General features: G+C 65.4%; 22 protein-coding genes and 1 pseudogene. 9 read left to right on the forward strand and 14 right to left on the reverse strand.

Annotated elements, in window-relative coordinates; all coding sequences use genetic code 11:
• Positions 1–78: 78 nt before the first annotated feature.
• The 4 genes and pseudogenes from J1C56_RS21895 to J1C56_RS21910 all read right to left on the reverse strand — a co-directional run bounded on the left by J1C56_RS21895 (position 79) and on the right by J1C56_RS21910 (position 2,449).
• The gene (locus tag J1C56_RS21895; protein WP_214392174.1) at positions 79–309 is read right to left on the reverse strand and encodes a DUF3297 family protein; all 231 of its coding nucleotides are present in this window, start codon (positions 307–309) and stop codon (positions 79–81) included.
• A 132-nt stretch (positions 310–441) separates the two neighbouring features.
• Positions 442–813, reverse strand: coding sequence for a YraN family protein (locus J1C56_RS21900; protein ID WP_214392175.1), 372 nt, complete (start codon positions 811–813; stop codon positions 442–444).
• The gene (rsmI, locus tag J1C56_RS21905; protein WP_214392176.1) at positions 806–1,705 is read right to left on the reverse strand and encodes a 16S rRNA (cytidine(1402)-2'-O)-methyltransferase; all 900 of its coding nucleotides are present in this window, start codon (positions 1,703–1,705) and stop codon (positions 806–808) included. The genes J1C56_RS21900 and rsmI overlap by 8 nt, the downstream gene beginning before the upstream one ends.
• Before the next feature lie 217 nt (positions 1,706–1,922).
• A pseudogene (locus J1C56_RS21910) lies at positions 1,923–2,449 on the reverse strand (EamA family transporter).
• On the opposite strand from J1C56_RS21910, the gene J1C56_RS21915 reads away from it, so the two are divergent.
• Entirely contained in the window at positions 2,448–2,921 is a 474-nt protein-coding gene (locus J1C56_RS21915) for a GNAT family N-acetyltransferase (RefSeq protein WP_214392177.1), read from the forward strand. The pseudogene J1C56_RS21910 and the gene J1C56_RS21915 sit on opposite strands and share 2 nt — an antisense overlap.
• Positions 2,922–2,927: 6 nt before the next feature.
• Here J1C56_RS21915 and J1C56_RS21920 read toward each other — a convergent pair whose 3' ends face one another.
• From J1C56_RS21920 to rph, 5 genes are read right to left on the reverse strand one after another with little or no spacing between them, the layout of a single operon-like run.
• A complete protein-coding gene (locus tag J1C56_RS21920; protein ID WP_214392178.1) occupies positions 2,928–3,248 on the reverse strand; it encodes a low molecular weight protein tyrosine phosphatase family protein in 321 nt (106 codons plus the stop codon).
• An 11-nt stretch (positions 3,249–3,259) separates the two neighbouring features.
• Complete coding sequence (gene hemW / locus J1C56_RS21925) at positions 3,260–4,426, reverse strand: radical SAM family heme chaperone HemW (RefSeq protein WP_214392179.1); 1,167 nt, start codon at positions 4,424–4,426, stop codon at positions 3,260–3,262.
• Positions 4,426–5,073, reverse strand: a complete 648-nt coding sequence (gene rdgB / locus J1C56_RS21930) for an RdgB/HAM1 family non-canonical purine NTP pyrophosphatase (RefSeq protein WP_214392180.1) — start codon at positions 5,071–5,073, stop codon at positions 4,426–4,428. Before rdgB ends, hemW begins: the two co-directional genes overlap by 1 nt.
• Entirely contained in the window at positions 5,073–5,501 is a 429-nt protein-coding gene (locus tag J1C56_RS21935; protein WP_214392181.1) for a VOC family protein, read from the reverse strand. The genes rdgB and J1C56_RS21935 overlap by 1 nt, the downstream gene beginning before the upstream one ends.
• 10 nt (positions 5,502–5,511) lie before the next feature.
• Entirely contained in the window at positions 5,512–6,228 is a 717-nt protein-coding gene (gene rph / locus J1C56_RS21940; protein WP_214392182.1) for a ribonuclease PH, read from the reverse strand.
• A 149-nt stretch (positions 6,229–6,377) separates the two neighbouring features.
• On the opposite strand from rph, the gene hrcA reads away from it, so the two are divergent.
• Together hrcA and J1C56_RS21950 are read left to right on the forward strand one after the other, a co-directional pair.
• Positions 6,378–7,448: a heat-inducible transcriptional repressor HrcA gene (gene hrcA, locus J1C56_RS21945; protein ID WP_214392183.1), complete on the forward strand. Its 1,071-nt coding sequence runs from the start codon at positions 6,378–6,380 to the stop codon at positions 7,446–7,448.
• Positions 7,449–7,471: 23 nt separating this feature from the next.
• Positions 7,472–7,669, forward strand: a complete 198-nt coding sequence (locus tag J1C56_RS21950) for a hypothetical protein (protein ID WP_192567143.1) — start codon at positions 7,472–7,474, stop codon at positions 7,667–7,669.
• Between the two features lie 13 nt (positions 7,670–7,682).
• Here J1C56_RS21950 and J1C56_RS21955 read toward each other — a convergent pair whose 3' ends face one another.
• The 3 genes from J1C56_RS21955 to J1C56_RS21965 are packed head-to-tail and all read right to left on the reverse strand — an operon-like array spanning position 7,683 to position 9,934.
• Positions 7,683–8,480 (reverse strand): YiiX/YebB-like N1pC/P60 family cysteine hydrolase, encoded by a 798-nt coding sequence (locus J1C56_RS21955; protein ID WP_214392184.1) that lies wholly within the window; start codon positions 8,478–8,480, stop codon positions 7,683–7,685.
• A 51-nt stretch (positions 8,481–8,531) separates the two neighbouring features.
• Positions 8,532–9,464 carry a CHAD domain-containing protein gene (locus J1C56_RS21960; protein ID WP_214392185.1) on the reverse strand — a complete coding sequence of 311 codons (933 nt, stop codon included), beginning with the start codon at positions 9,462–9,464 and terminating at the stop codon, positions 8,532–8,534.
• Positions 9,461–9,934 carry a CYTH domain-containing protein gene (locus J1C56_RS21965; RefSeq protein WP_214392186.1) on the reverse strand — a complete coding sequence of 158 codons (474 nt, stop codon included), beginning with the start codon at positions 9,932–9,934 and terminating at the stop codon, positions 9,461–9,463. The genes J1C56_RS21960 and J1C56_RS21965 overlap by 4 nt, the downstream gene beginning before the upstream one ends.
• A 78-nt stretch (positions 9,935–10,012) precedes the next feature.
• Between J1C56_RS21965 and J1C56_RS21970 the strand changes: the two genes are divergently transcribed.
• From J1C56_RS21970 to J1C56_RS21990, 5 genes are all read left to right on the forward strand, one after another.
• Positions 10,013–10,696: a DUF1956 domain-containing protein gene (locus J1C56_RS21970; protein ID WP_214392187.1), complete on the forward strand. Its 684-nt coding sequence runs from the start codon at positions 10,013–10,015 to the stop codon at positions 10,694–10,696.
• A complete protein-coding gene (locus J1C56_RS21975) occupies positions 10,693–11,643 on the forward strand; it encodes an HlyD family secretion protein (RefSeq protein WP_214392188.1) in 951 nt (316 codons plus the stop codon). The genes J1C56_RS21970 and J1C56_RS21975 overlap by 4 nt, the downstream gene beginning before the upstream one ends.
• 109 nt (positions 11,644–11,752) lie before the next feature.
• Positions 11,753–12,670 (forward strand): ABC transporter ATP-binding protein, encoded by a 918-nt coding sequence (locus J1C56_RS21980; protein ID WP_214392189.1) that lies wholly within the window; start codon positions 11,753–11,755, stop codon positions 12,668–12,670.
• Positions 12,667–13,815 carry an ABC transporter permease gene (locus J1C56_RS21985; protein WP_214392190.1) on the forward strand — a complete coding sequence of 383 codons (1,149 nt, stop codon included), beginning with the start codon at positions 12,667–12,669 and terminating at the stop codon, positions 13,813–13,815. The genes J1C56_RS21980 and J1C56_RS21985 overlap by 4 nt, the downstream gene beginning before the upstream one ends.
• A gap of 108 nt (positions 13,816–13,923) precedes the next feature.
• Positions 13,924–14,748: a DUF2066 domain-containing protein gene (locus J1C56_RS21990; RefSeq protein WP_214392191.1), complete on the forward strand. Its 825-nt coding sequence runs from the start codon at positions 13,924–13,926 to the stop codon at positions 14,746–14,748.
• 181 nt (positions 14,749–14,929) lie between these two features.
• Here J1C56_RS21990 and J1C56_RS21995 read toward each other — a convergent pair whose 3' ends face one another.
• Positions 14,930–15,253, reverse strand: coding sequence for a hypothetical protein (locus J1C56_RS21995; RefSeq protein WP_214392192.1), 324 nt, complete (start codon positions 15,251–15,253; stop codon positions 14,930–14,932).
• A 178-nt stretch (positions 15,254–15,431) separates the two neighbouring features.
• Here J1C56_RS21995 and mbfA point away from each other — a divergent pair, with 178 nt between their 5' ends.
• Entirely contained in the window at positions 15,432–16,415 is a 984-nt protein-coding gene (mbfA, locus tag J1C56_RS22000) for an iron exporter MbfA (protein ID WP_214392193.1), read from the forward strand.
• Positions 16,416–16,434: 19 nt separating this feature from the next.
• On the opposite strand, the gene J1C56_RS22005 is transcribed toward mbfA, so the two are convergent.
• The gene (locus tag J1C56_RS22005; protein WP_214392194.1) at positions 16,435–17,199 is read right to left on the reverse strand and encodes an SDR family oxidoreductase; all 765 of its coding nucleotides are present in this window, start codon (positions 17,197–17,199) and stop codon (positions 16,435–16,437) included.
• Positions 17,200–17,227 lie beyond the last annotated feature (28 nt).

The raw sequence follows: 17,227 nt of genomic DNA on the forward strand, positions 1-17,227 counted from the left end.
CCCGGGCAGGGGGAGAGATGGTTCGCGCAGCGAACCGGAGTGGGGTGCTTACCGCCTACGCCTGGCGGCAAGCCGCTATCACGGCTTCGGAAAAGCCTCGACAGTGCCCTTGAGCTTGATGGTGATCGGCTCGCCGTAGCGGTCCTTGGACTTGCCGGCCGGCACGCGGATCCAGCCTTCGCTGACGCAATACTCGCTGACGTCCTGGCGCTCCTTGCCGTTGAACAGGATGCCGACGCCCGCCTGCAGCGCCTCGGCGTTGAAAAACGGGCTGCGCGGGTCGTTGCTCAGGCGGTCGGGAAGGGACATGGCCATCTCCAGTAACTCAGGCGCCCTCGGGCGCGAACCTCGATTGCCCGTGTCGCGGGCTTGCGTGGCCTGTTAAGGGCATTGGCCGCAGGCGTAAAGGCCCAACGCGACGCACGATGCGCCGCTCCATGCTCAGTTCCGTCCCTGGAACGCGTTTTCGACATGCACCGGCCAGCGCCTCGGCAGCACCGCCACCATGTCGAAGCGCACCGAAAGCCGGCCATAATCCGGCTGGCGGGCGAGCCACAGATCGGCGGCGCCCTCGATGCGCCGTTCCGAGCCGTAGGCCACTGCATCCATCGCCTCGACCAGCGTTTTCCGCGCCTTCACCTCGACGATCAGCACCAGGTCGCCGCGCCGGGCGATCAGGTCGATCTCGCCGAGCTTGGTCTTGTAGCGCCGCGCGACGATGCGGTAGCCCTTGAGCATCAGCGCCAATGCCGCCAGCCACTCGCCGCGATGACCGCGACGTTGAGCGTACTGGCGGGCGAGGCGGTCAGTCATCCGACCCTTCGCGCAGTTCCAGCAGACGACGGTAGAGTGTCGATTTCTGCCCGCCGGTCATCCGCGCGGCCTCCGCTGCCGCCTTCGACGCCGGCATTTCCTTGGCCAGCGACAGCAACAGCTTGTCGACGTCGTCGGCCGTCTCGGTCCGCTCCTCGGGCGGTGCCACGCAGACCACGACCTCGCCCTTGGGGGTGTCGGCTTCGGCATAATGCGCCGCGAGCTCGGCCAGCGTGCCGGTGCGGATCTCCTCGAAGGTCTTGGTCAGTTCGCGCCCGATCGCCGCTGGGCGCGCACCAAGCACGTCGGTCATCGCTTCAAGCGTGTCGGCCAGCCGGCGCGGCGATTCAAAAAAGATCAGCGTGCCGGGCACGGCCTTGACCTCTTCAAGCCGCGTCCGCTTCTGCCCGTCCTTGACCGGCAGGAAGCCGGCGAAGAAAAACGCGTCCGACGGCAGCCCCGAGGCGGTCAGCGCCGCCAACACCGCCGAAGCACCGGGGACCGGCACGACGCGGATGCCGCGCTCCTGTGCCTGCCCGACAAGCCGGAAGCCGGGATCGGAGACCAGCGGCGTGCCGGCGTCGGAGACGAGCGCCACGCTGCAGCCGTTCTCCAATGCCTCGATCAGCCGTGGCCCGGCTTCGCTGGCATTATGTTCGTGATAGGCGGTCGGACGCTGGCGAATGCCGTAGCGGTCGAGCAAGACGCGGGTCACCCTGGTGTCTTCGCAGGCGACATGGTCCGCCCCGGCCAGCGTCTCCAGCGCGCGCAGCGTGATGTCGCCGAGATTGCCGATCGGCGTCGCCACCAGATAGAGCGCGGGCGTCAGCGGTCGCGCCGCGATTTCGGTCTGGCCGATGACATAGACCCGCTTGTTTTCGTTGTTCTGCACGCCGCCTCTCTTTCACCCCCTCATTGGCATGGCGGGGCCGCGCTTGCAAAAGGATGTGATCGTTTTCGCCATGGCTTTGCCACAGTGCGGGAAACAAATCGCCGCCGCGGATCGGAACGAGAGCGATTCGTGAACAGAGGCAATCGTACCGGCCATGCCCCATCGTTTCGACGCCTTCATCTCCCGCCTTGACGCAGCCACCAAAGCGGCGCCGCCCTCACGACTTGGTGGCGACCAGAACCGCGCCCGCCGCGATCAGCGCGACGCCGAGCCAGTTCGCCGTGCCAAGTCGCTCGCCAAGGAAAATGGCGCCAAACACCGCGACAAGAACGACGCTTAGCTTGTCGATCGGCGCCACCTGCGCCGCGTTTCCGAGCTTCAGCGCGCGGAAGTAGCACAGCCACGATGCCCCCGTGGCCAGCCCCGATAGGATCAGGAAGGCATAAGTCTTCCCCGAAATCGAATCCAGCGCCTGCGCTTGCCCGGCGGCGGCCGCGATTCCCGCCAGCACTAGCAGGATCACCGCCCGATCAGCGTGGCGAAATCCGAGTTGATGTTCTCGATGCCGACCTTGGCAAAGATCGCCGTCAGTGCCGCAAAGATGGCCGAAAGCACCGCCCAGAGCTGCCAGGATGCGAATGCGGGTTCATATTGGCTCCTTTGTTCTGATCTCTTGGCTGCTGGATAGTTGCTTGCGCATGCTGTACCCGGCGCTTGAAACCTTCGAAATCGAGCTGACACCATGGCGACGCACGAGACCTATTCGATCTCCGATCTTCGCGACAGGCCGGAATTTGCTGGCGACGTTGCCGTCCGCATCTGGAATGCCTGGTGGCGCCAGGACGGCCATGAACTTGCCTTCATCCGGGGCCTTGTCGACGAGAATTTTGCTTCGACCGGCCTGCCGCAGGCGCTCGTCGCCCATGACCGCGACACCTTTCTGGGCACCGCCCATCTGATCGAAAGCGATCTGGAATCGCGGCCGCAATATTCGCCATGGGTGGCCGCCGTCTGGGTCGATGAAGCCGCCAGGAAATCCGGCATCGGCGCAGCACTTGTCCAGGCCGGGGCGGAAGCAGCGTTCCTGCAGGGTTTCGACACTGCCTATCTCTGTGCCAAACCCGCCGTCTCCGCCTTCTACGAGCGGCTCGGCTGGCAGCGCATCGAGGAAGACGTCGAAGGGCTCAACGTGTTTTCGCTGAAGCGGAAGGCCTGATCGGGCTCAGCGCAGGTGCTTCGGCACCCGCTCTTCCAGCAGCGCGACCAGCGCCGGGTCCATGAAGGCGTAGTCGTCGGGAATGTCGAGGCAGACGACGCGCGCCTTGAGCGCCTTGGCGAACTTCTTCTGCAGCTTGGTGCGGTGGGTCTTTTCCATCACGAAGATGATGTCGGCCCAGGCGACAAGTTCCGGCGTCAGCGGGTTCTCGGCGTCATGATTGGTACCAGCGGAATCGACCTCGATGTCGCGGCGGGTGGCAAACACCTGCTCGGCGGTCGGGCTGCGCAACTTGTTCTGACTGCAGACGAAGAGCACGTTCTTCACCGCAGCCTCTGCTACCGCGCCAGGTCGGCGACGACGGCGTCGAGCACGATCATGCCCTCGGGCGTCGCGCGCAGGCGCGAATTGCCGATCGGCGCCACCAGGCCTTCGCCCTGCAGGATCGATAGCCGCGCCGAAGACAGCGACTTGCCTGACAGGACTTCGTAGCGCGCGAGGTCGATGCCTTCGACAAGCCTCAGGCCCATCAGCAGGAACTCGTCGGCCTCTTCCGAGCGGTTGAGGATCTCGCCGCCGGTAATGCCATGGCCACGCTCCTCGACCAGTTCGGCCCAGCGCTCGGGCGTCTTCTCGGCGATGGTCACCACGCGTGTGCCGTCTTCCAGGAACCGTCCATGCGCGCCGGGGCCGACACCGACATATTCGCCGTAGCGCCAGTAGGTCAAATTGTGCCGGCTCTCCGCACCCGGCCTGGCGTGGTTCGAAATCTCGTAGGCCGGAAGCCCGTGCGCCGCCGTCACCTCTTGGGTAATGGCATAGAGCTCGGCCGCGTGCTCGCCGTCGGGGATCTCGAACTTGCCGGCGTTGTAGAGCTGGAAGAAGCGCGTGCCTTCCTCGATTGTCAGCTGGTAGAGCGACAGATGGTCGACGGCATAGCCGATCGCCTGCTTCAGCTCCGCTGCCCAGTCATCCGGCTTCTGGCCGGGCCGGGCATAGATCAGGTCGAAGGACAGGCGTGGGAAGATTTCGCGCGCCAGGCCGATGGCATGCAGCGCCTCCTCGACATTGTGCAGCCGCCCGAGAAAACGCAAATCGGCATCATTCAGCGCCTGCACGCCGAGAGATACGCGGTTGACGCCGGCGGAGCGGTAGCCGCGGAAGCGCTCGGCCTCGACCGACGAGGGGTTCGCCTCGAGCGTGATCTCGGCGTTGTCAGCGATCGTCCAGTTGGCGGCGATCGCATCGAGCACCGCCCCCACCGTCTCGGGCTTCATCAGCGACGGGGTGCCGCCGCCGAGGAACACGCTCGTCACCTCGCGCGGACCGGTGCGGGCCCTCATCGTCGCAAGCTCTGACGCGAAGGCGCGAGCAAAGCGTTCCTGGTCCACCGGCTGGTGGCGGACATGGCTGTTGAAGTCGCAGTAAGGGCATTTGGCCGCGCAGAACGGCCAGTGCACATAGACGCCGAAGCCGGGGTCGCGGCTGAGCGACGTAACGCCCATCAGGCCGAACCAAGCATGGCGCGGGCGAATTTCTGGAAGGCGCGGGCACGGTGCGACAGGGCATCGGCCTGGCCGGGCTTCCAGCCGTGCTTTTCCTCGGCGCTCATCTCGCCAAAGGTCTTGTCGAATCCTTGCGGCAGAAACACCGGATCGTAGCCAAAGCCCTTTTCGCCGCGCGGCGGCCACACCAGGTTGCCTTCGGCCTCGCCGCGGAAATACTCGGCGTGCCCGTCGGGCCAGGCCAGGCAGATGACGGCGACGAAGCGGCCGGTGCGCTGGTCGAGCTTCGTCGCACCGCGCTCCAGCATGGCATCTTCGGTGCGTTGCATCGCCATGGCGAAGTCGCGCGTGCCGTCTTCCTTCTCGGCCCAGTTCGCGGTGTAGACGCCCGGCGCGCCGTCGAGTGCGTCGACGACGAGCCCGGAATCGTCCGACATCGCCGGCAGCCCGGTCGCGGTCGCCGCGGCCAGCGCCTTGATGTAGGCGTTTTCCTCGAAGGTCGTGCCGGTCTCGTCGGGCTCGGGCAGGCCGTATTCCTTGGCCGACTTGGCGCCGATGCCGAACGGCGCCATCAGGTCGGCGAATTCACGCAGCTTGCCGGCATTGTGGCTGGCGATCACGATCTCGTTGTCGGCAAGCTTGCGCATCAAAGGCCCCATAGTTTCGGCTCGGCGATCTCAAGCGAATTGCCTGATGGATCGCGGAAATAGATGGAACGGCCGCCTCCTGAGCCCTTGCCGAAGGGCGGCCATTCAAAGTCGGCTTCGATGGCGATGCCTTCGCCTTCGAGCCTCGTCTTCCAGTGCTCGACTTCTTCGGCGGTCGCCGAAAAGCACAGATGTCCCTGACCCGTCGTGCCATGTGGTGGCACCGGCAGCCTGGCATCGGGCTTGGGCGGATGCCGTGTCGCGTCGGCATCAAACAGCAGCAGCACACCCTGTCCGCAGCGGAAGAACACATGCCGCCCCGGCACCTTGGCGATCCGCTCCAGCCCCATTACCTCGCTGTAGAACGCCTCGGCGGCGTCGAGATCGGTGACATAGAGCGCGGATTCGAGGATCGCCGAGAGCCGCATGGCGAGTGTCTCAGCCCACCGCCATCTTCTGCAGGTCGACCAGCCGGGTGATGCCCTTGCGGGCGAGGCCCATCAGCGCCAGGAACTCTTCCTCCGAGAACGGGGTGCCTTCGGCGGTGCCCTGGATCTCGACGATGCCGCCCTTGCCGGTCATGACGAAATTGGCGTCGGTGCCGGCCGAGGAATCTTCGAGATAGTCGAGGTCGATGACCGGCTGGCCGTCATGGATGCCGCACGAAATCGCCGCGATATGATCCTTCAGCACCTTGTCGACGCTGACCATCTGGCGCGTCTCCATCCAGCGCAGGCAGTCGTAGAGCGCAATCCACGCGCCGGTGATCGAGGCGGTACGGGTGCCGCCGTCAGCCTGGATCACGTCGCAGTCGACGGTAATCTGGCGCTCGCCGAGCGCGCCCATGTCGACGACGGCGCGCAACGAACGGCCGATCAGCCGCTGGATTTCCTGCGTGCGTCCGCCTTGCTTGCCGGCCGAAGCCTCACGGCGCATGCGCTCGCCGGTCGAGCGCGGCAGCATGCCGTATTCGGCCGTCACCCAGCCCTTGCCGGAGTTGCGCATCCAGCCCGGCACCTTCTCTTCCAGGCTCGCCGTGCACAGAACATGGGTGTCGCCGAACTTCACAAGGCACGAGCCTTCGGCGTGCTTGGACACGTTGCGCTCGAAGGAGATGGCGCGCATTTCGTCGAATTGGCGTTTGGAGGGGCGCATACGGCTACTTTCTATGGCGAAATCGGAAATTGTTGCCGGCTTGTAGCTCCATGGCCGGACCAGCGCAAAGGAAAACCGGTTCCGCCGCTGGAGCTGTTGTGTTCGTGGCCGTGGGGTCTATATCATTTTGCACGGAGACCATGAAGCAGATGACCAAAGCGGTACCCGATCCCACGCTGCAGACGCTCGACATGCGATCGCGCGACATCTTCCGGCGCATCGTCGATTCCTATCTCAGGGATGGCGAGCCCGTGGGGTCGCGCAACCTGTCGCGCATGCTGCCCTCGTCGCTGTCGCCGGCGACCGTGCGCAATGTGATGAGCGACCTTGAGCATCTCGGTCTCGTCTACGCCCCGCATATTTCCGCCGGCCGCCTGCCGACGCAAAAGGGCCTGCGTTTCTTCGTCGATGCCTTCATGGAACTCGGTGATCTCTCCGACGAGGAGCGCCGCGTCATCGAGGCCCAGGTCAAGGCTTCGGGTGAGGGCGCTTCGCTGGAGCACATGCTGACCGAGGCGAGCCAGATGCTGTCGGGCATGTCGCGCGGTGCCGGCCTGGTGCTTGCCGCCAAGAACGAGGTTGCCCTCAAGCACATCGAGTTCATCCAGCTCGAGCCGACCAAGGCGCTCGCCGTGCTGGTGTCGCAGAACGGCGACGTCGAAAACCGCGTCGTCGAGCTGCCGCTCGGCGTCACCGTTTCCCAGTTGCATGAGGCGTCCAACTTCCTCAACGCCCACATCCGTGGCCGCACGCTTGCCGAGGCGCGGATCGAGATCGCCCGCATCAAGGATGAGACCAAGGCCGCCCTCGACACGCTGTCGCAGGATCTTGTCGAAAAAGGCCTTGCCGTGTGGGCCGGCGCCGAAAGCGGCCTGCCGTCGCGGCTCATCGTGCGCGGCCGCGCCAATTTGCTCGAAAACGTCACCGCCCAGGCCGACATCGAACTGCTCAAGCACCTGTTCGAGGACATGGAAACCCAGGACGGGCTGATCCAGCTGCTCGACCTCGCCGAGGAAGGCTCTGGCGTGCGCATTTTCATCGGCTCGGAGAACCGGCTGTTTTCGTTGTCCGGCTCATCGCTTGTCGTCGCGCCCTATCGCGACAAGGATGCCCGCGTCGTCGGCGCGCTCGGCGTCATCGGCCCGACCCGGCTCAACTATGCCCGCATCGTGCCGATGGTCGATTATACGGCGCAGCTGATTTCGCGCATGCTAAGGTGAGCTGAAACTAGGAGAACCGGACTATGGCGCTCGAACAGATCAAGGCCCAGATAGCGGTCCTGCTCCAGGAGATGGTCAACCAGCCCGAGGATTCCCACGAATTGCAGGAGCAGCTGCGCGAAAAGCTGAGCGAGTTGCGCGCGCAAGGCTTGCCGCTGCCCAAGGACCTCGTCGACCTCGAAAAGCGCCTCGACGACGACTTCTCCGAACAGGAAGATTGAGCAGGCGGGGCGATCACGCCCCATTGCCAGCCTTGTCTTGCTCGCCCCACGTCACCTGCCGGTAGTCGAAGCCATATTCCAGCGTTGGCTTGACGATCCTGAAATAGGGCGACAGGTCGAAGTCGCGCGGCGTGTACAGCGAGTGGTGGCGGATGTGCATGATCTCCTGGCGCATGTAGGTCGACTGCGCCGAGGCGCGGCCGGGTGCGCGGGTGATCTCGGGCAGGATCGGATAGCGGATCTCGCCATAGGCTTCGGCGATCATCGTCGAGCAGATGGCCCGCGTCGGGTCACCCGAGCCGAAGGCGAGCATGCGGCGGCGCCAGCGCACCGGCACCGGCGGCCTGGGAACGAAGTAGCGCAGCATGTCGAAAATGTTCTTGAGGTCGTATTTCAGGCCGAGCCTCTGGACCATGAACCTGACAATATGGTCGCGGTCTTCCGGCGACAGGCCGTTGGCCCGGCAGATACGGGTGTTGTAGGTGCGGTACTTCGACAGCGGCACGGCCACGCAGCCTTCGCCGAGATTGACCTCGATCAGCCGCAGCCGTTCCGAGCCGTCTTGCGGCTCCGGCAATGCGTCGCCGATGTAGAGCGCCGAGTGTGACCAGGTCGACTGCGTCAGGTACTTGATGACGGCCGAAATGCGCTGGTTGCCTTCGATCAAAAGGATGTCGCCCGGCTCCAGCGTCCGGCGCAGCGTGTCGGGGTCCGATGGCGTGTAGGGCTCGTAGCCGGAGGATTCGACCTGCAGCCGGGAGGCGAGCCAGCGGCCGAAACGGTCGAGCAGGGTGTCGGTCTTTTGCGTCATGACGCACAGGACGTAACATGAGCCGGGCCGGCGATGCCAGCGCTGCCGATGCTAGTCGGCTTCGGTATCCGCCATGCTTCCGACGAGGTCGTCGCGGGCCTTCTTCGCCAGCCGGCGCGCCGTGCGCCTGGGCCTGTCCTCGAACAATTCGGCAGCATCATTGAGGCACAGCTTGCGCAGCGCCTTCTCCGAACGCTTGAGCAATTTCACCAGATGTTTCGGCTCAGGACCGTCGAACGGCGCTTCGCCTGCCTCGATCAGTTGGCGCATGACGAACACGTCGTGCAGTTCGCCCAGGCTTTCGCCAAGTGCTTCGGCGCGCTCCCGGCGCGGCTTGACCGGCGATGGCCACAGCTTGCGGAGCAAAGAGAGGTGCGCGGCATGCCGCTTCACCGCCTTGCGCAGGTCATGGAAATCGTCTGCTTCGCCGCGCTCGCGCGATTGCTCCAGCGCCTTGCGCGCGCGCCTGAGCGTCGCCAGTGCGCCGTCGGCCAGGACGTCGGCGGCATTCTCCGGCAGGTCGGGCAGTGCCAGCGCCTGCAGGGCAGCAAAGCCCGCCTGGCATTCGGCGATTGCCGTGTCGAGCACCACGCTGAGCCCGGCCTCGCCGTGGCCGGCCTGGGCGCGATGGCGCACCAACCTGGCGCGGATCGCGGCAAGGCCGGCGGCATCCGCTTCCTCGGCGAAATCCTCCGCCAGCCGGTCGATGGTTTCGATCAGCGCGGTCGCCTGGCGCGGCCCGGCGATCGACGCTGAGATGGCGCGGTAGCGGTCGTTCTCGGTGCGGCAGAAGGCCTCGTCGCCCGGCCGGACGAGGTGCAGCAGCGCGCGCAGCGCCTTGAGGCGCTTGCGGGCGTTGTGCAGTGCCTTTTCGGGGTTGTCGCGGGCGGTGTTCAGATGCGCGGCAATCTTCTCGATCTCTTCGCCGGCAATACGGCGGACCTCGCCGGTAAGCGCCAGGCGCGGATCGATGCGAAAGCTCATGCAACGGCCTCCGGGACGTCGCTGTGGGCAAGCGACGCGTTGTAGTAGCGCGGATCGTCGGTCACCTCGCGGCCGATCCATGCCGGCAGTTCCGAAGCCGGAACATCCTCCGGCGTCTCGAGTTCCGCGATGACCAGCCCCCTCAGTTCGCCGCCGAACACATCGATCTCATAGAGACGGCCACGATGGCTAACATGATGACGTGTCTTCTCGATGACACGGCCGATGGCGAAATCCATCATCTCCTCGGCCTCGGCGAGCGGCACCTGGTACTCGAATTCGTCGCGCTCGCGGCCTCTCGTGCCGAACTTCAGCGTCAGTGTCGCCACCTCGCCATCGGAGATGCGCAGCCGCACGGAGCGGCCCGTATTCGATGCGAGATAGAACTGCCGGATGCGGATCCTGCCTTCGACAAGGCTCCGCCACTCCTGCCCGTTCACCAGGAACTTGCGTTCGATTTCCTTAGCCATGGCGCCAGTAAAGCGCGGCGCGGCGTGCGGCGCAACATTTCTGTTGACTTTAATCAATCGATTGATTAAATAACTGCCATGAGCAAGACACAGATCCCGCAAAACCCCTCCGCAGCTGACGCCACCCGTTTGGCGCTGGTGATGGCGGCGCTGAAACTGTTCGGCCGCCAGGGCTTCGATGGCACCTCCACCCGTGAGATCGCCACCGCCGCCAACGCCAATATCGGCTCGATCGCCTATCATTTCGGCGGCAAGGAAGGCCTCAGGCTTGCCGCCGCCGACCACGTCGTCATGACGATCCAGGCCATTGCCGGGCAGGCGCTCGGCAACACCGCCCTGGCCCAGCCGCAGGCCGTCACGCCTGAGGAAGCCGAGGCCCAGATCGAGGCGGCGGTGGAGCGCATGGTCGGCTTCATGGTCGCCCGCCCCGAGGCCGGCGAGATCGTCCAGTTCGTGTTGCGCGAGCTGTCGACGCCGACCGATGCGCTCGACCGCATCTACAGCGGCGTGTTCGAGCCGGTCCACCGCAGGCTGTGTCTCCTCTGGGCCGCCGCCACCGGCGAGGAGGCCGAAAGCGAGCGCGTCAGGATCAGCGTCTTCATGATGATCGGCCAGGTCGTCTACTTCCGCATCGCCCGCGCCGCCGTGCTGCGCCGCATGGGCTGGGCCGACATCGGCCCAGCCGAGGTCGGCAAGGTCATCGGCATCGCCAGGGAAAACGTCGCGGCCATCATTGCCGCGCGAAAGGCAGGAAAGCCATGAGTATCCTTTGTTCCATCCCCTTTGCGGCACAGCTGTTTTCGGCCTGCGCCGCCCCCGCACCGCTCGCTGTCGGCTATGTCGAGGGCGACTACGTCCAGCTCGCCCCGATCGAGGTCGCGCAAGTTGAAACCGTCTCAGTTCGCCGCGGCGACCGTGTTGAAGCCGGCAAGCCCGTCGTCACGCTTGAAAGCGGCGACGCCAGGATCGCGGTGACCCAGGCCGAGGCAGCCCTTGCCCAGGCCGAGGCGCAGCTCGCCGACCTCAAGATCGGCAAGCGGCCCGACGAGATCGCAGCACTCGAAGCGGCCGTCCGCTCCAGCCAGGCCCAGGCCGACGATGCCCAGCGCAGCCTGACCCGTACGCAGGACCTCGCCCGGCGCTCCATCGCCACCCAGGCCCAGCTCGACGATGCCACGACCAAGCTCGAGGTCGCCCAGGCAGCCTTCGGCCAGGCCAACGCCAATCTCGCCGTCGGCCGCCTGCCGGCCCGCAGCGAGGTCATCAAGGCCGCCGAAAAGCAGGTCGAGCAGGCTCGTTCCGCGCTCGGCCAGGCTCAGTGGCGGCTGTCCAAGCGCACGCTGACCGCGCCCGCCGCCGGCCGCATCGACGACGTCATCCGCAGCGCCGGCGACACCGCCGGCCCGTCGTCGCCGGTGCTGTCCGTGCTGCCCGATGGCGCGGTCAAGCTGACGCTGTTCATCCCCGAAAGTGCGTTTTCGTCCGTCCACGTCGGCACCCGGCTTGCGGTACGCTGCGACGGCTGCGCCGACGGGCTCACCGCCAAGGTCAGCTACGTCTCGCCCGATCCCGAATTCACCCCGCCGGTCATCTACTCGCTCGAGAACCGGCAGAAGCTCGTCTACCTCGTCGAAGCCCGCCCCGAAGACGCCAACTCGGCCCTGCAGCCGGGGCAGATCGTCGATGTAGCTCTGGAAGAGAGCGAATAGGGAATAGCGAGTAGCGAATAGAGCCACACTTCATGAAAGCCGCGCTCGTCCCTACTCCCTATTCGCTATTCGCTACTCCCTATTCGCCCGCTGCCGGAGGCAGCCCCCAATGAACGCCATCGAAGTCACCAACCTGGTCAAGCGCTTCGGCGACAAGACCGTCGTCGATCACGTCACAATAACGGTCGCCGAGGGCGAGATCGTCGGCTTCCTCGGGCCCAACGGCTCGGGCAAGACCACCACCATCCGCATCATGTGCGGCCTGCTCACCCCCGACGAGGGCGAGGGCCAGGTGCTGGGCTACGACCTGCGCACCGACAGCCTCAAGATCAAGCGCGAAGTCGGCTACATGACGCAGAAGTTCTCGTTCTACGAGGACCTGACGATCGGCGAAAACCTCGAATTCGTCGCCCGGCTCTACAAGCTCAGGCCGGTCGAGGAACACGTCGCCCGAACCCTCGACGAGCTCGGCTTGACCAGCCGGCGCGACCAGCTTGCCGGCACGCTGTCGGGTGGCTGGAAGCAGCGCCTGGCGCTCGCCGCCTGCATCATGCACAAGCCGAAGCTGCTTCTGCTCGACGAGCCCACCGCCGGTGTCGACCCCAAGGCGCGGCGCGAGTTCTGGGACGAAATCCACCGCCTGGCGCGTGGCGGGCTGACCGTTCTTGTGTCGACCCACTACATGGACGAAGCCGAGCGCTGCCATCGCATCAGCTACATCTCCTATGGCAAGATGCTGGCCTCGGGCACCGTCGAGGACGTCGTGCGCAATGCCGGGCTGACCACCTTCGTCGTTTCCGGGCCGAGGCTCGACCAGGTCGCCACGGCACTCGAAGGCCGCCCCGGCATCGACCAGGTCGCTCCCTTCGGCGCCACGCTGCATGTCGTCGGCTCGGACCGTGAAAAGCTCGAAGCGGCACTTGCCGACATACGCGACCGCAAGGACGTGACCGTCGAACCGGGCGAGACCAGCCTGGAGGACGTGTTCATCCAGTTCATGGCGGGTTCCAGGGACAACATGTCATGACAAGCCTCACCAACGGCATCTTTTCCTTTGCCCGGCTCGGTGCGCTCCTGACCAAGGAGTTCATCCAGATGCGCCGCGACCGCATCACCTTCGCCATGATGCTCGGCGTGCCGCTGATGCAGCTCGTGCTGTTCGGCTTCGCCATCAACAGCGACCCCAAGAGCCTGCCGGCCGCCCTGGTCGCGACAAGCAACGACCAGTACACCCGCGCCATGGTCTCGGCGCTGCAGAACACCAACTACTACCGCTTCGACCACATCGCCGAAACATCAGCCGAGGCCGAGGAACTGATGGCCAGCGGCGAGGTCGCCTTCGTCGTCACCATCCCCGCCGATTTCGGCCGCCGGGTCGCGGCCGGCGACGCGCCGCAGATCCTGATCGAGGCCGACGCCACCGATCCCTCCGCTTCCAGTGGTGCCGTGTCGACGCTCGGCACCGTCGCCAACCAGGCACTGCTGCGCGCCCAGGGCATGGAAGCGGCCTCCGCCGAGACGGCGAGGGGCCAGCTCGAGGTCGTCGTCCATCGCCGCTACAATCCCGAGGGCATCTCGCAATACAACATCGTGCCCGGCCTGCTCGGCGTCATCCTGCAGATGACCATGGTGATGATGACCTCGATGGCGCTGACCCGCGAAACCGAGCGTGGCACGATGGAAAACCTGCTCGCCATGCCGGCGAGCCCGGCCGAGATCATGCTTGGCAAGGTGCTGCCCTATCTCGTCGTCGGCGCCGTCCAGGTGACGGTCGTGCTGATAGCCTCGAAGCTTTTGTTTTCGATCCCCTTCATCGGCTCGCTGTCTTTGCTCCTGTCGGCGATCCTGGTCTTCGTGCTGGCGCTGGTGCTGCTCGGCTACACCATCTCGACAATTGCCCGCACCCAGATGCAGGCGATGCAGCTGACCTTCTTCTTCTTCCTGCCGTCGATCCTTTTGTCGGGCTTCATGTTCCCCTATCGCGGCATGCCCGGCTGGGCCCAGGCGCTGGGCGAAATCCTGCCGCTGACGCATTTCCTGCGCATCATCCGCGCCGTCATGCTGAAGGGCGCCGAGTTCCCGGCGATCGCCGCCGAGGTCGGTATTCTCGGCCTGTTCGTCGCCGTCTTCGCCGGGCTCGCTCTGTTCCGCTTCCGCCGCACGCTGGATTAGTGCAGGTTTGGCAGCATCCTTTGCGCATCCAGGATGCGCGGCGCTGCAACGCTTCATTGCGGGCGCCTGCTCTGATAGGTTGCATCCTCCGGACGGAGGGTGCGGCACATGCTTCGCGGCGGGATACAGGTCTGGTCTGGCGCGGCACTGCTGGCGCTGGCCTTCTTTGGCCAGGCGAGGGCAGCCGAGCTCTACACCACCCGGACAATCACCAGCGGCACTGCGCCCGAGCGCCGCGCCATTGGCTTTGCCCAATGCCTGCGCGATGTCGTGGTCCGCGTCACAGGCGACTCCAGGCTGCTCGACGAGCCGCGTCTGGCCGAACAGGCGCGACATGCCGGCGACCTGATCGCCAGCTACAGCTTTCGCGACCGCATGAGTGGTGTGCCGATCCACGACGAGCAGGGCAGCTACGACCGACCGCACGACCTGACCTGCATCTTCGACCCGGCAAGGCTCGACGCTTTCCTGAAGTCGTTCGAGCGTGAACCCTGGCTCAAGCGTCCGCGGCTCGTCGCCGTTGTCGGCATCCGCGACATGAAAGGCGCTGCCAGCATGCTGGCCAGTGACAGCCTTGCCACGCGCGATGAGGACATGCGCACGGCCCTCATCAGCGCCGCCGACAAGCTGGCATTGCCGCTTTTGCTGCCCTCGCAAAGCCAGTTGATGCAGGCGGGCCTGAGCGCCGCGACATTGGCGACGGCCGATCCGGCGCGCCTCGGCACCCTGGCTCGGATGGCCGGTGGCGGGCGGGCACTCGTCGGTACCATCGTGTGGCACGACCAGCCGGCCGGCTGGGTTGCCGAATGGCGCATCGCCGACGGGCTACCCGACACGCGCTGGGGCATATCAGGCGTCGGCTTCGACGATGCCTTCCGCAATGGCGTTTCGGGTGCTGCGCAAGTGCTGTCGGGGCATGAGCAGCCGCGATAGGCCGAGCTGAGAGCTTGCAGTCACCCCCACCCCTAACCCCTCCCCACAAGGGGGAGGGGGACGCCTTTGGCGTGGCCTTAAATGACTGGACAGATCTCAGCTTTGTGGAGGCGAGCCACTGCCAGGGTCCCCCTCCCCGTTGTGGGGAGGGGTTAGGGGTGGGGGTCTGTTGGCGTGCACCTCACCCCATCAACGACCGCACCCGTTTCTCGCCGCCAGCCTTGCGCCACGCATTGAAACGGTGCGTCGCGGCGGCGAACGAGATTTTCATCGCCTGGGCCACCGAGTAGCGTGACTTGCCTTCGTCGAACAGGCGGTAGCAGCATTCGACGCCGTCGGGCGTCAGCTTGCCGTCGCAGGTCTTGTTGTGCGGGTTGGCCGGGTCGAATTGTTCCGGCTGCGGTTCGAGCATGCCCTTGAGGCGGGCAAGGTCGGCTTCGATGCTGGCGATCAGCTCGAGCACGGGCTTGGGGTCGATGTGATGCGCGTGCTGCTTGGCCGCCATTGTGCAATCCTTCTATCAGGTGAGATTAGGCTATATAGCCACACATTGCCCTATAACAAGGGATGTGGCCGCACCTTGTCTTGGCATGCGGCAAATGGATCACACCCATAGCTTCGCGCATTGACCGGCGGGTGCCGAATGCCTAGTTTAGAATTATTCTAAACTGGAAGATTCGCAGATGTTGTCCCGTGTCTTCGGCTTTGGCCGCCGCGCCTTCGATTCCTTGTCCGAGCAGGAGATCCTGGCTCTAGCCATCTCGTCGGAAGAGGACGACGCCCGCATCTACCGCGCCTATGCCGACGGCCTGCGTGACGAGTTCCCGCAATCGGCCAAGGTGTTCGACGCCATGTCCGAGGAGGAAGACGGCCATCGCGCCGTCCTGATCGACCTTCACCGGGCCCGCTTTGGCGAGCGAATTCCGCTGATCCGGCGCGAGCATGTTCGTGGCTACTACGAGCGCAAGCCCGACTGGCTGGTGCGCCCGCTCGGCATCGACAAGGTCCGCGATCAGGCCGAGGAGATGGAGCGCCAAGCCTATCGCTTCTACATCGAGGCGATGAAGCGGACGAGCGACGCCTCGACCCGCAAGCTGCTTGGCGACCTTGCCGCTGCCGAACAAGGCCACGAGTCGCTCGCCCATCGGCTCGGCGACAAGCTCGTGCCCGAGGACGTCAAGGACGAGGAGAGGGCGGGCGAACGGCGCCAGTTCATCCTGACCTATGTCCAGCCGGGCCTGGCCGGGCTGATGGACGGGTCGGTGTCGACGCTGGCGCCCATCTTCGCGGCCGCCTTCGCCACCCAGGATACTTGGCAGACCTTCCTCATCGGCCTGTCCGCTTCGGTCGGCGCCGGCATCTCGATGGGCTTCACCGAAGCCGCCCATGACGACGGTAAGCTGTCGGGCCGCGGCTCGCCGCTCAAGCGTGGCCTCGCCTCCGGCATCATGACGGCGGTCGGCGGTCTCGGCCACGCGCTGCCTTACCTCATCCCGCATTTCTGGACCGCAACGACGGTCGCTGCAGTCGTCGTCTTCTTCGAATTGTGGATCATCGCCTACATCCAGAACCGCTTCATGGAGACACCATTCATGCGCGCGGCCTTCCAGGTGGTCCTCGGCGGCGCGCTGGTCTTTGCCGCTGGCGTGCTGATCGGCAACGCCTAGCCAGTGCTCGCGATGCCGCTCAGTCAGGCGAAACCGAAAGGTTCTGGCCAAGTCCGCCGTCGACCTTGATCCGTTCGCCGGTGGTGAAGGTGGCATCGAAGCCGAGGAACAGCACTGTGCGCGCCACCTCGTCCGGCGTGCCGTGGCGCTTCATCGGCGTCACCGCGTCGCCGATCTCCATGAAGGCGGCGCGCTCGTCTGCCGTCGCGCCGGCGACGCCCATTGTCGGCGTGTCGATGAAGCCGGGGCTGACCACGTTGACCCGGATCTTGCGCGGCAACAGCTCTGCCGCCAGCACCCGGCTGAACGCCGCCAGCGCGGCCTTGGTGGCTGAGTACACCACCATGCCCGGCGTGCCGGAATCCTCGGCGACCGACGAGGTGAAGACGATCGAGCCGCCTTGCTTGATCAGCGGGATAAGGCGTTGGGTGGTGAAGAAGGCGCCTTTGGTGTTGATACTGAACTGGCGGTCGAAGGAGGCTTCGGTGACCTGGTCGTAGGGCTGGAGTTCGGAAATGCCGGCATTCATGTGCAGGAAGTCGATCTCGCCGAGCTTGTCAGTGACCTCGGCGCCAAGCCTGGCGATCTCGCTGAGGTTGGCAATGTCGGAGCGGACGACGTGAGCGTTGCCGCCGAGCGCGAGCCGCGCATCGTCGAGGGTCTTTTCGCTGCGGCCGGTGATCAGCACTTCGGCGCCGCCGGCTATCAGTGCCTGCGCGACGGCGAGCCCCATGCCATGCGTGCCGCCGATGATCACTGCCTTCTTGCCTTTGTAGTTGCTCATGATCTGTCCCTTTTCGACCCGGCCTTGC

The sequence above is a fragment of the Aminobacter anthyllidis genome (genome assembly GCF_018555685.1).
Lineage (GTDB): Bacteria > Pseudomonadota > Alphaproteobacteria > Rhizobiales > Rhizobiaceae > Aminobacter > Aminobacter anthyllidis.

What these genes read in the sequence shown, in the direction of transcription:
- J1C56_RS21960 (WP_214392185.1), bottom strand. Translation starts at nt 9,464, where the DNA reads ATGAGCTTTCGCATCGATCCGCGCCTGGCGCTTACCGGCGAGGTCCGC.
- J1C56_RS21985 (WP_214392190.1), top strand. Translation starts at nt 12,667, where the DNA reads ATGACAAGCCTCACCAACGGCATCTTTTCCTTTGCCCGGCTCGGTGCG.
- J1C56_RS21915 (WP_214392177.1), top strand. Translation starts at nt 2,448, where the DNA reads ATGGCGACGCACGAGACCTATTCGATCTCCGATCTTCGCGACAGGCCG.
- J1C56_RS21950 (WP_192567143.1), top strand. Translation starts at nt 7,472, where the DNA reads ATGGCGCTCGAACAGATCAAGGCCCAGATAGCGGTCCTGCTCCAGGAG.
- J1C56_RS21980 (WP_214392189.1), top strand. Translation starts at nt 11,753, where the DNA reads ATGAACGCCATCGAAGTCACCAACCTGGTCAAGCGCTTCGGCGACAAG.
- J1C56_RS21995 (WP_214392192.1), bottom strand. Translation starts at nt 15,253, where the DNA reads ATGGCGGCCAAGCAGCACGCGCATCACATCGACCCCAAGCCCGTGCTC.
- J1C56_RS21895 (WP_214392174.1), bottom strand. Translation starts at nt 309, where the DNA reads ATGTCCCTTCCCGACCGCCTGAGCAACGACCCGCGCAGCCCGTTTTTC.
- hrcA (WP_214392183.1), top strand. Translation starts at nt 6,378, where the DNA reads ATGACCAAAGCGGTACCCGATCCCACGCTGCAGACGCTCGACATGCGA.
- J1C56_RS21955 (WP_214392184.1), bottom strand. Translation starts at nt 8,480, where the DNA reads ATGACGCAAAAGACCGACACCCTGCTCGACCGTTTCGGCCGCTGGCTC.
- hemW (WP_214392179.1), bottom strand. Translation starts at nt 4,426, where the DNA reads ATGGGCGTTACGTCGCTCAGCCGCGACCCCGGCTTCGGCGTCTATGTG.
- J1C56_RS22005 (WP_214392194.1), bottom strand. Translation starts at nt 17,199, where the DNA reads ATGAGCAACTACAAAGGCAAGAAGGCAGTGATCATCGGCGGCACGCAT.
- rdgB (WP_214392180.1), bottom strand. Translation starts at nt 5,073, where the DNA reads ATGCGCAAGCTTGCCGACAACGAGATCGTGATCGCCAGCCACAATGCC.
- J1C56_RS21965 (WP_214392186.1), bottom strand. Translation starts at nt 9,934, where the DNA reads ATGGCTAAGGAAATCGAACGCAAGTTCCTGGTGAACGGGCAGGAGTGG.
- J1C56_RS21900 (WP_214392175.1), bottom strand. Translation starts at nt 813, where the DNA reads ATGACTGACCGCCTCGCCCGCCAGTACGCTCAACGTCGCGGTCATCGC.
- mbfA (WP_214392193.1), top strand. Translation starts at nt 15,432, where the DNA reads ATGTTGTCCCGTGTCTTCGGCTTTGGCCGCCGCGCCTTCGATTCCTTG.
- J1C56_RS21935 (WP_214392181.1), bottom strand. Translation starts at nt 5,501, where the DNA reads ATGCGGCTCTCGGCGATCCTCGAATCCGCGCTCTATGTCACCGATCTC.
- J1C56_RS21990 (WP_214392191.1), top strand. Translation starts at nt 13,924, where the DNA reads ATGCTTCGCGGCGGGATACAGGTCTGGTCTGGCGCGGCACTGCTGGCG.
- J1C56_RS21970 (WP_214392187.1), top strand. Translation starts at nt 10,013, where the DNA reads ATGAGCAAGACACAGATCCCGCAAAACCCCTCCGCAGCTGACGCCACC.
- rph (WP_214392182.1), bottom strand. Translation starts at nt 6,228, where the DNA reads ATGCGCCCCTCCAAACGCCAATTCGACGAAATGCGCGCCATCTCCTTC.
- J1C56_RS21975 (WP_214392188.1), top strand. Translation starts at nt 10,693, where the DNA reads ATGAGTATCCTTTGTTCCATCCCCTTTGCGGCACAGCTGTTTTCGGCC.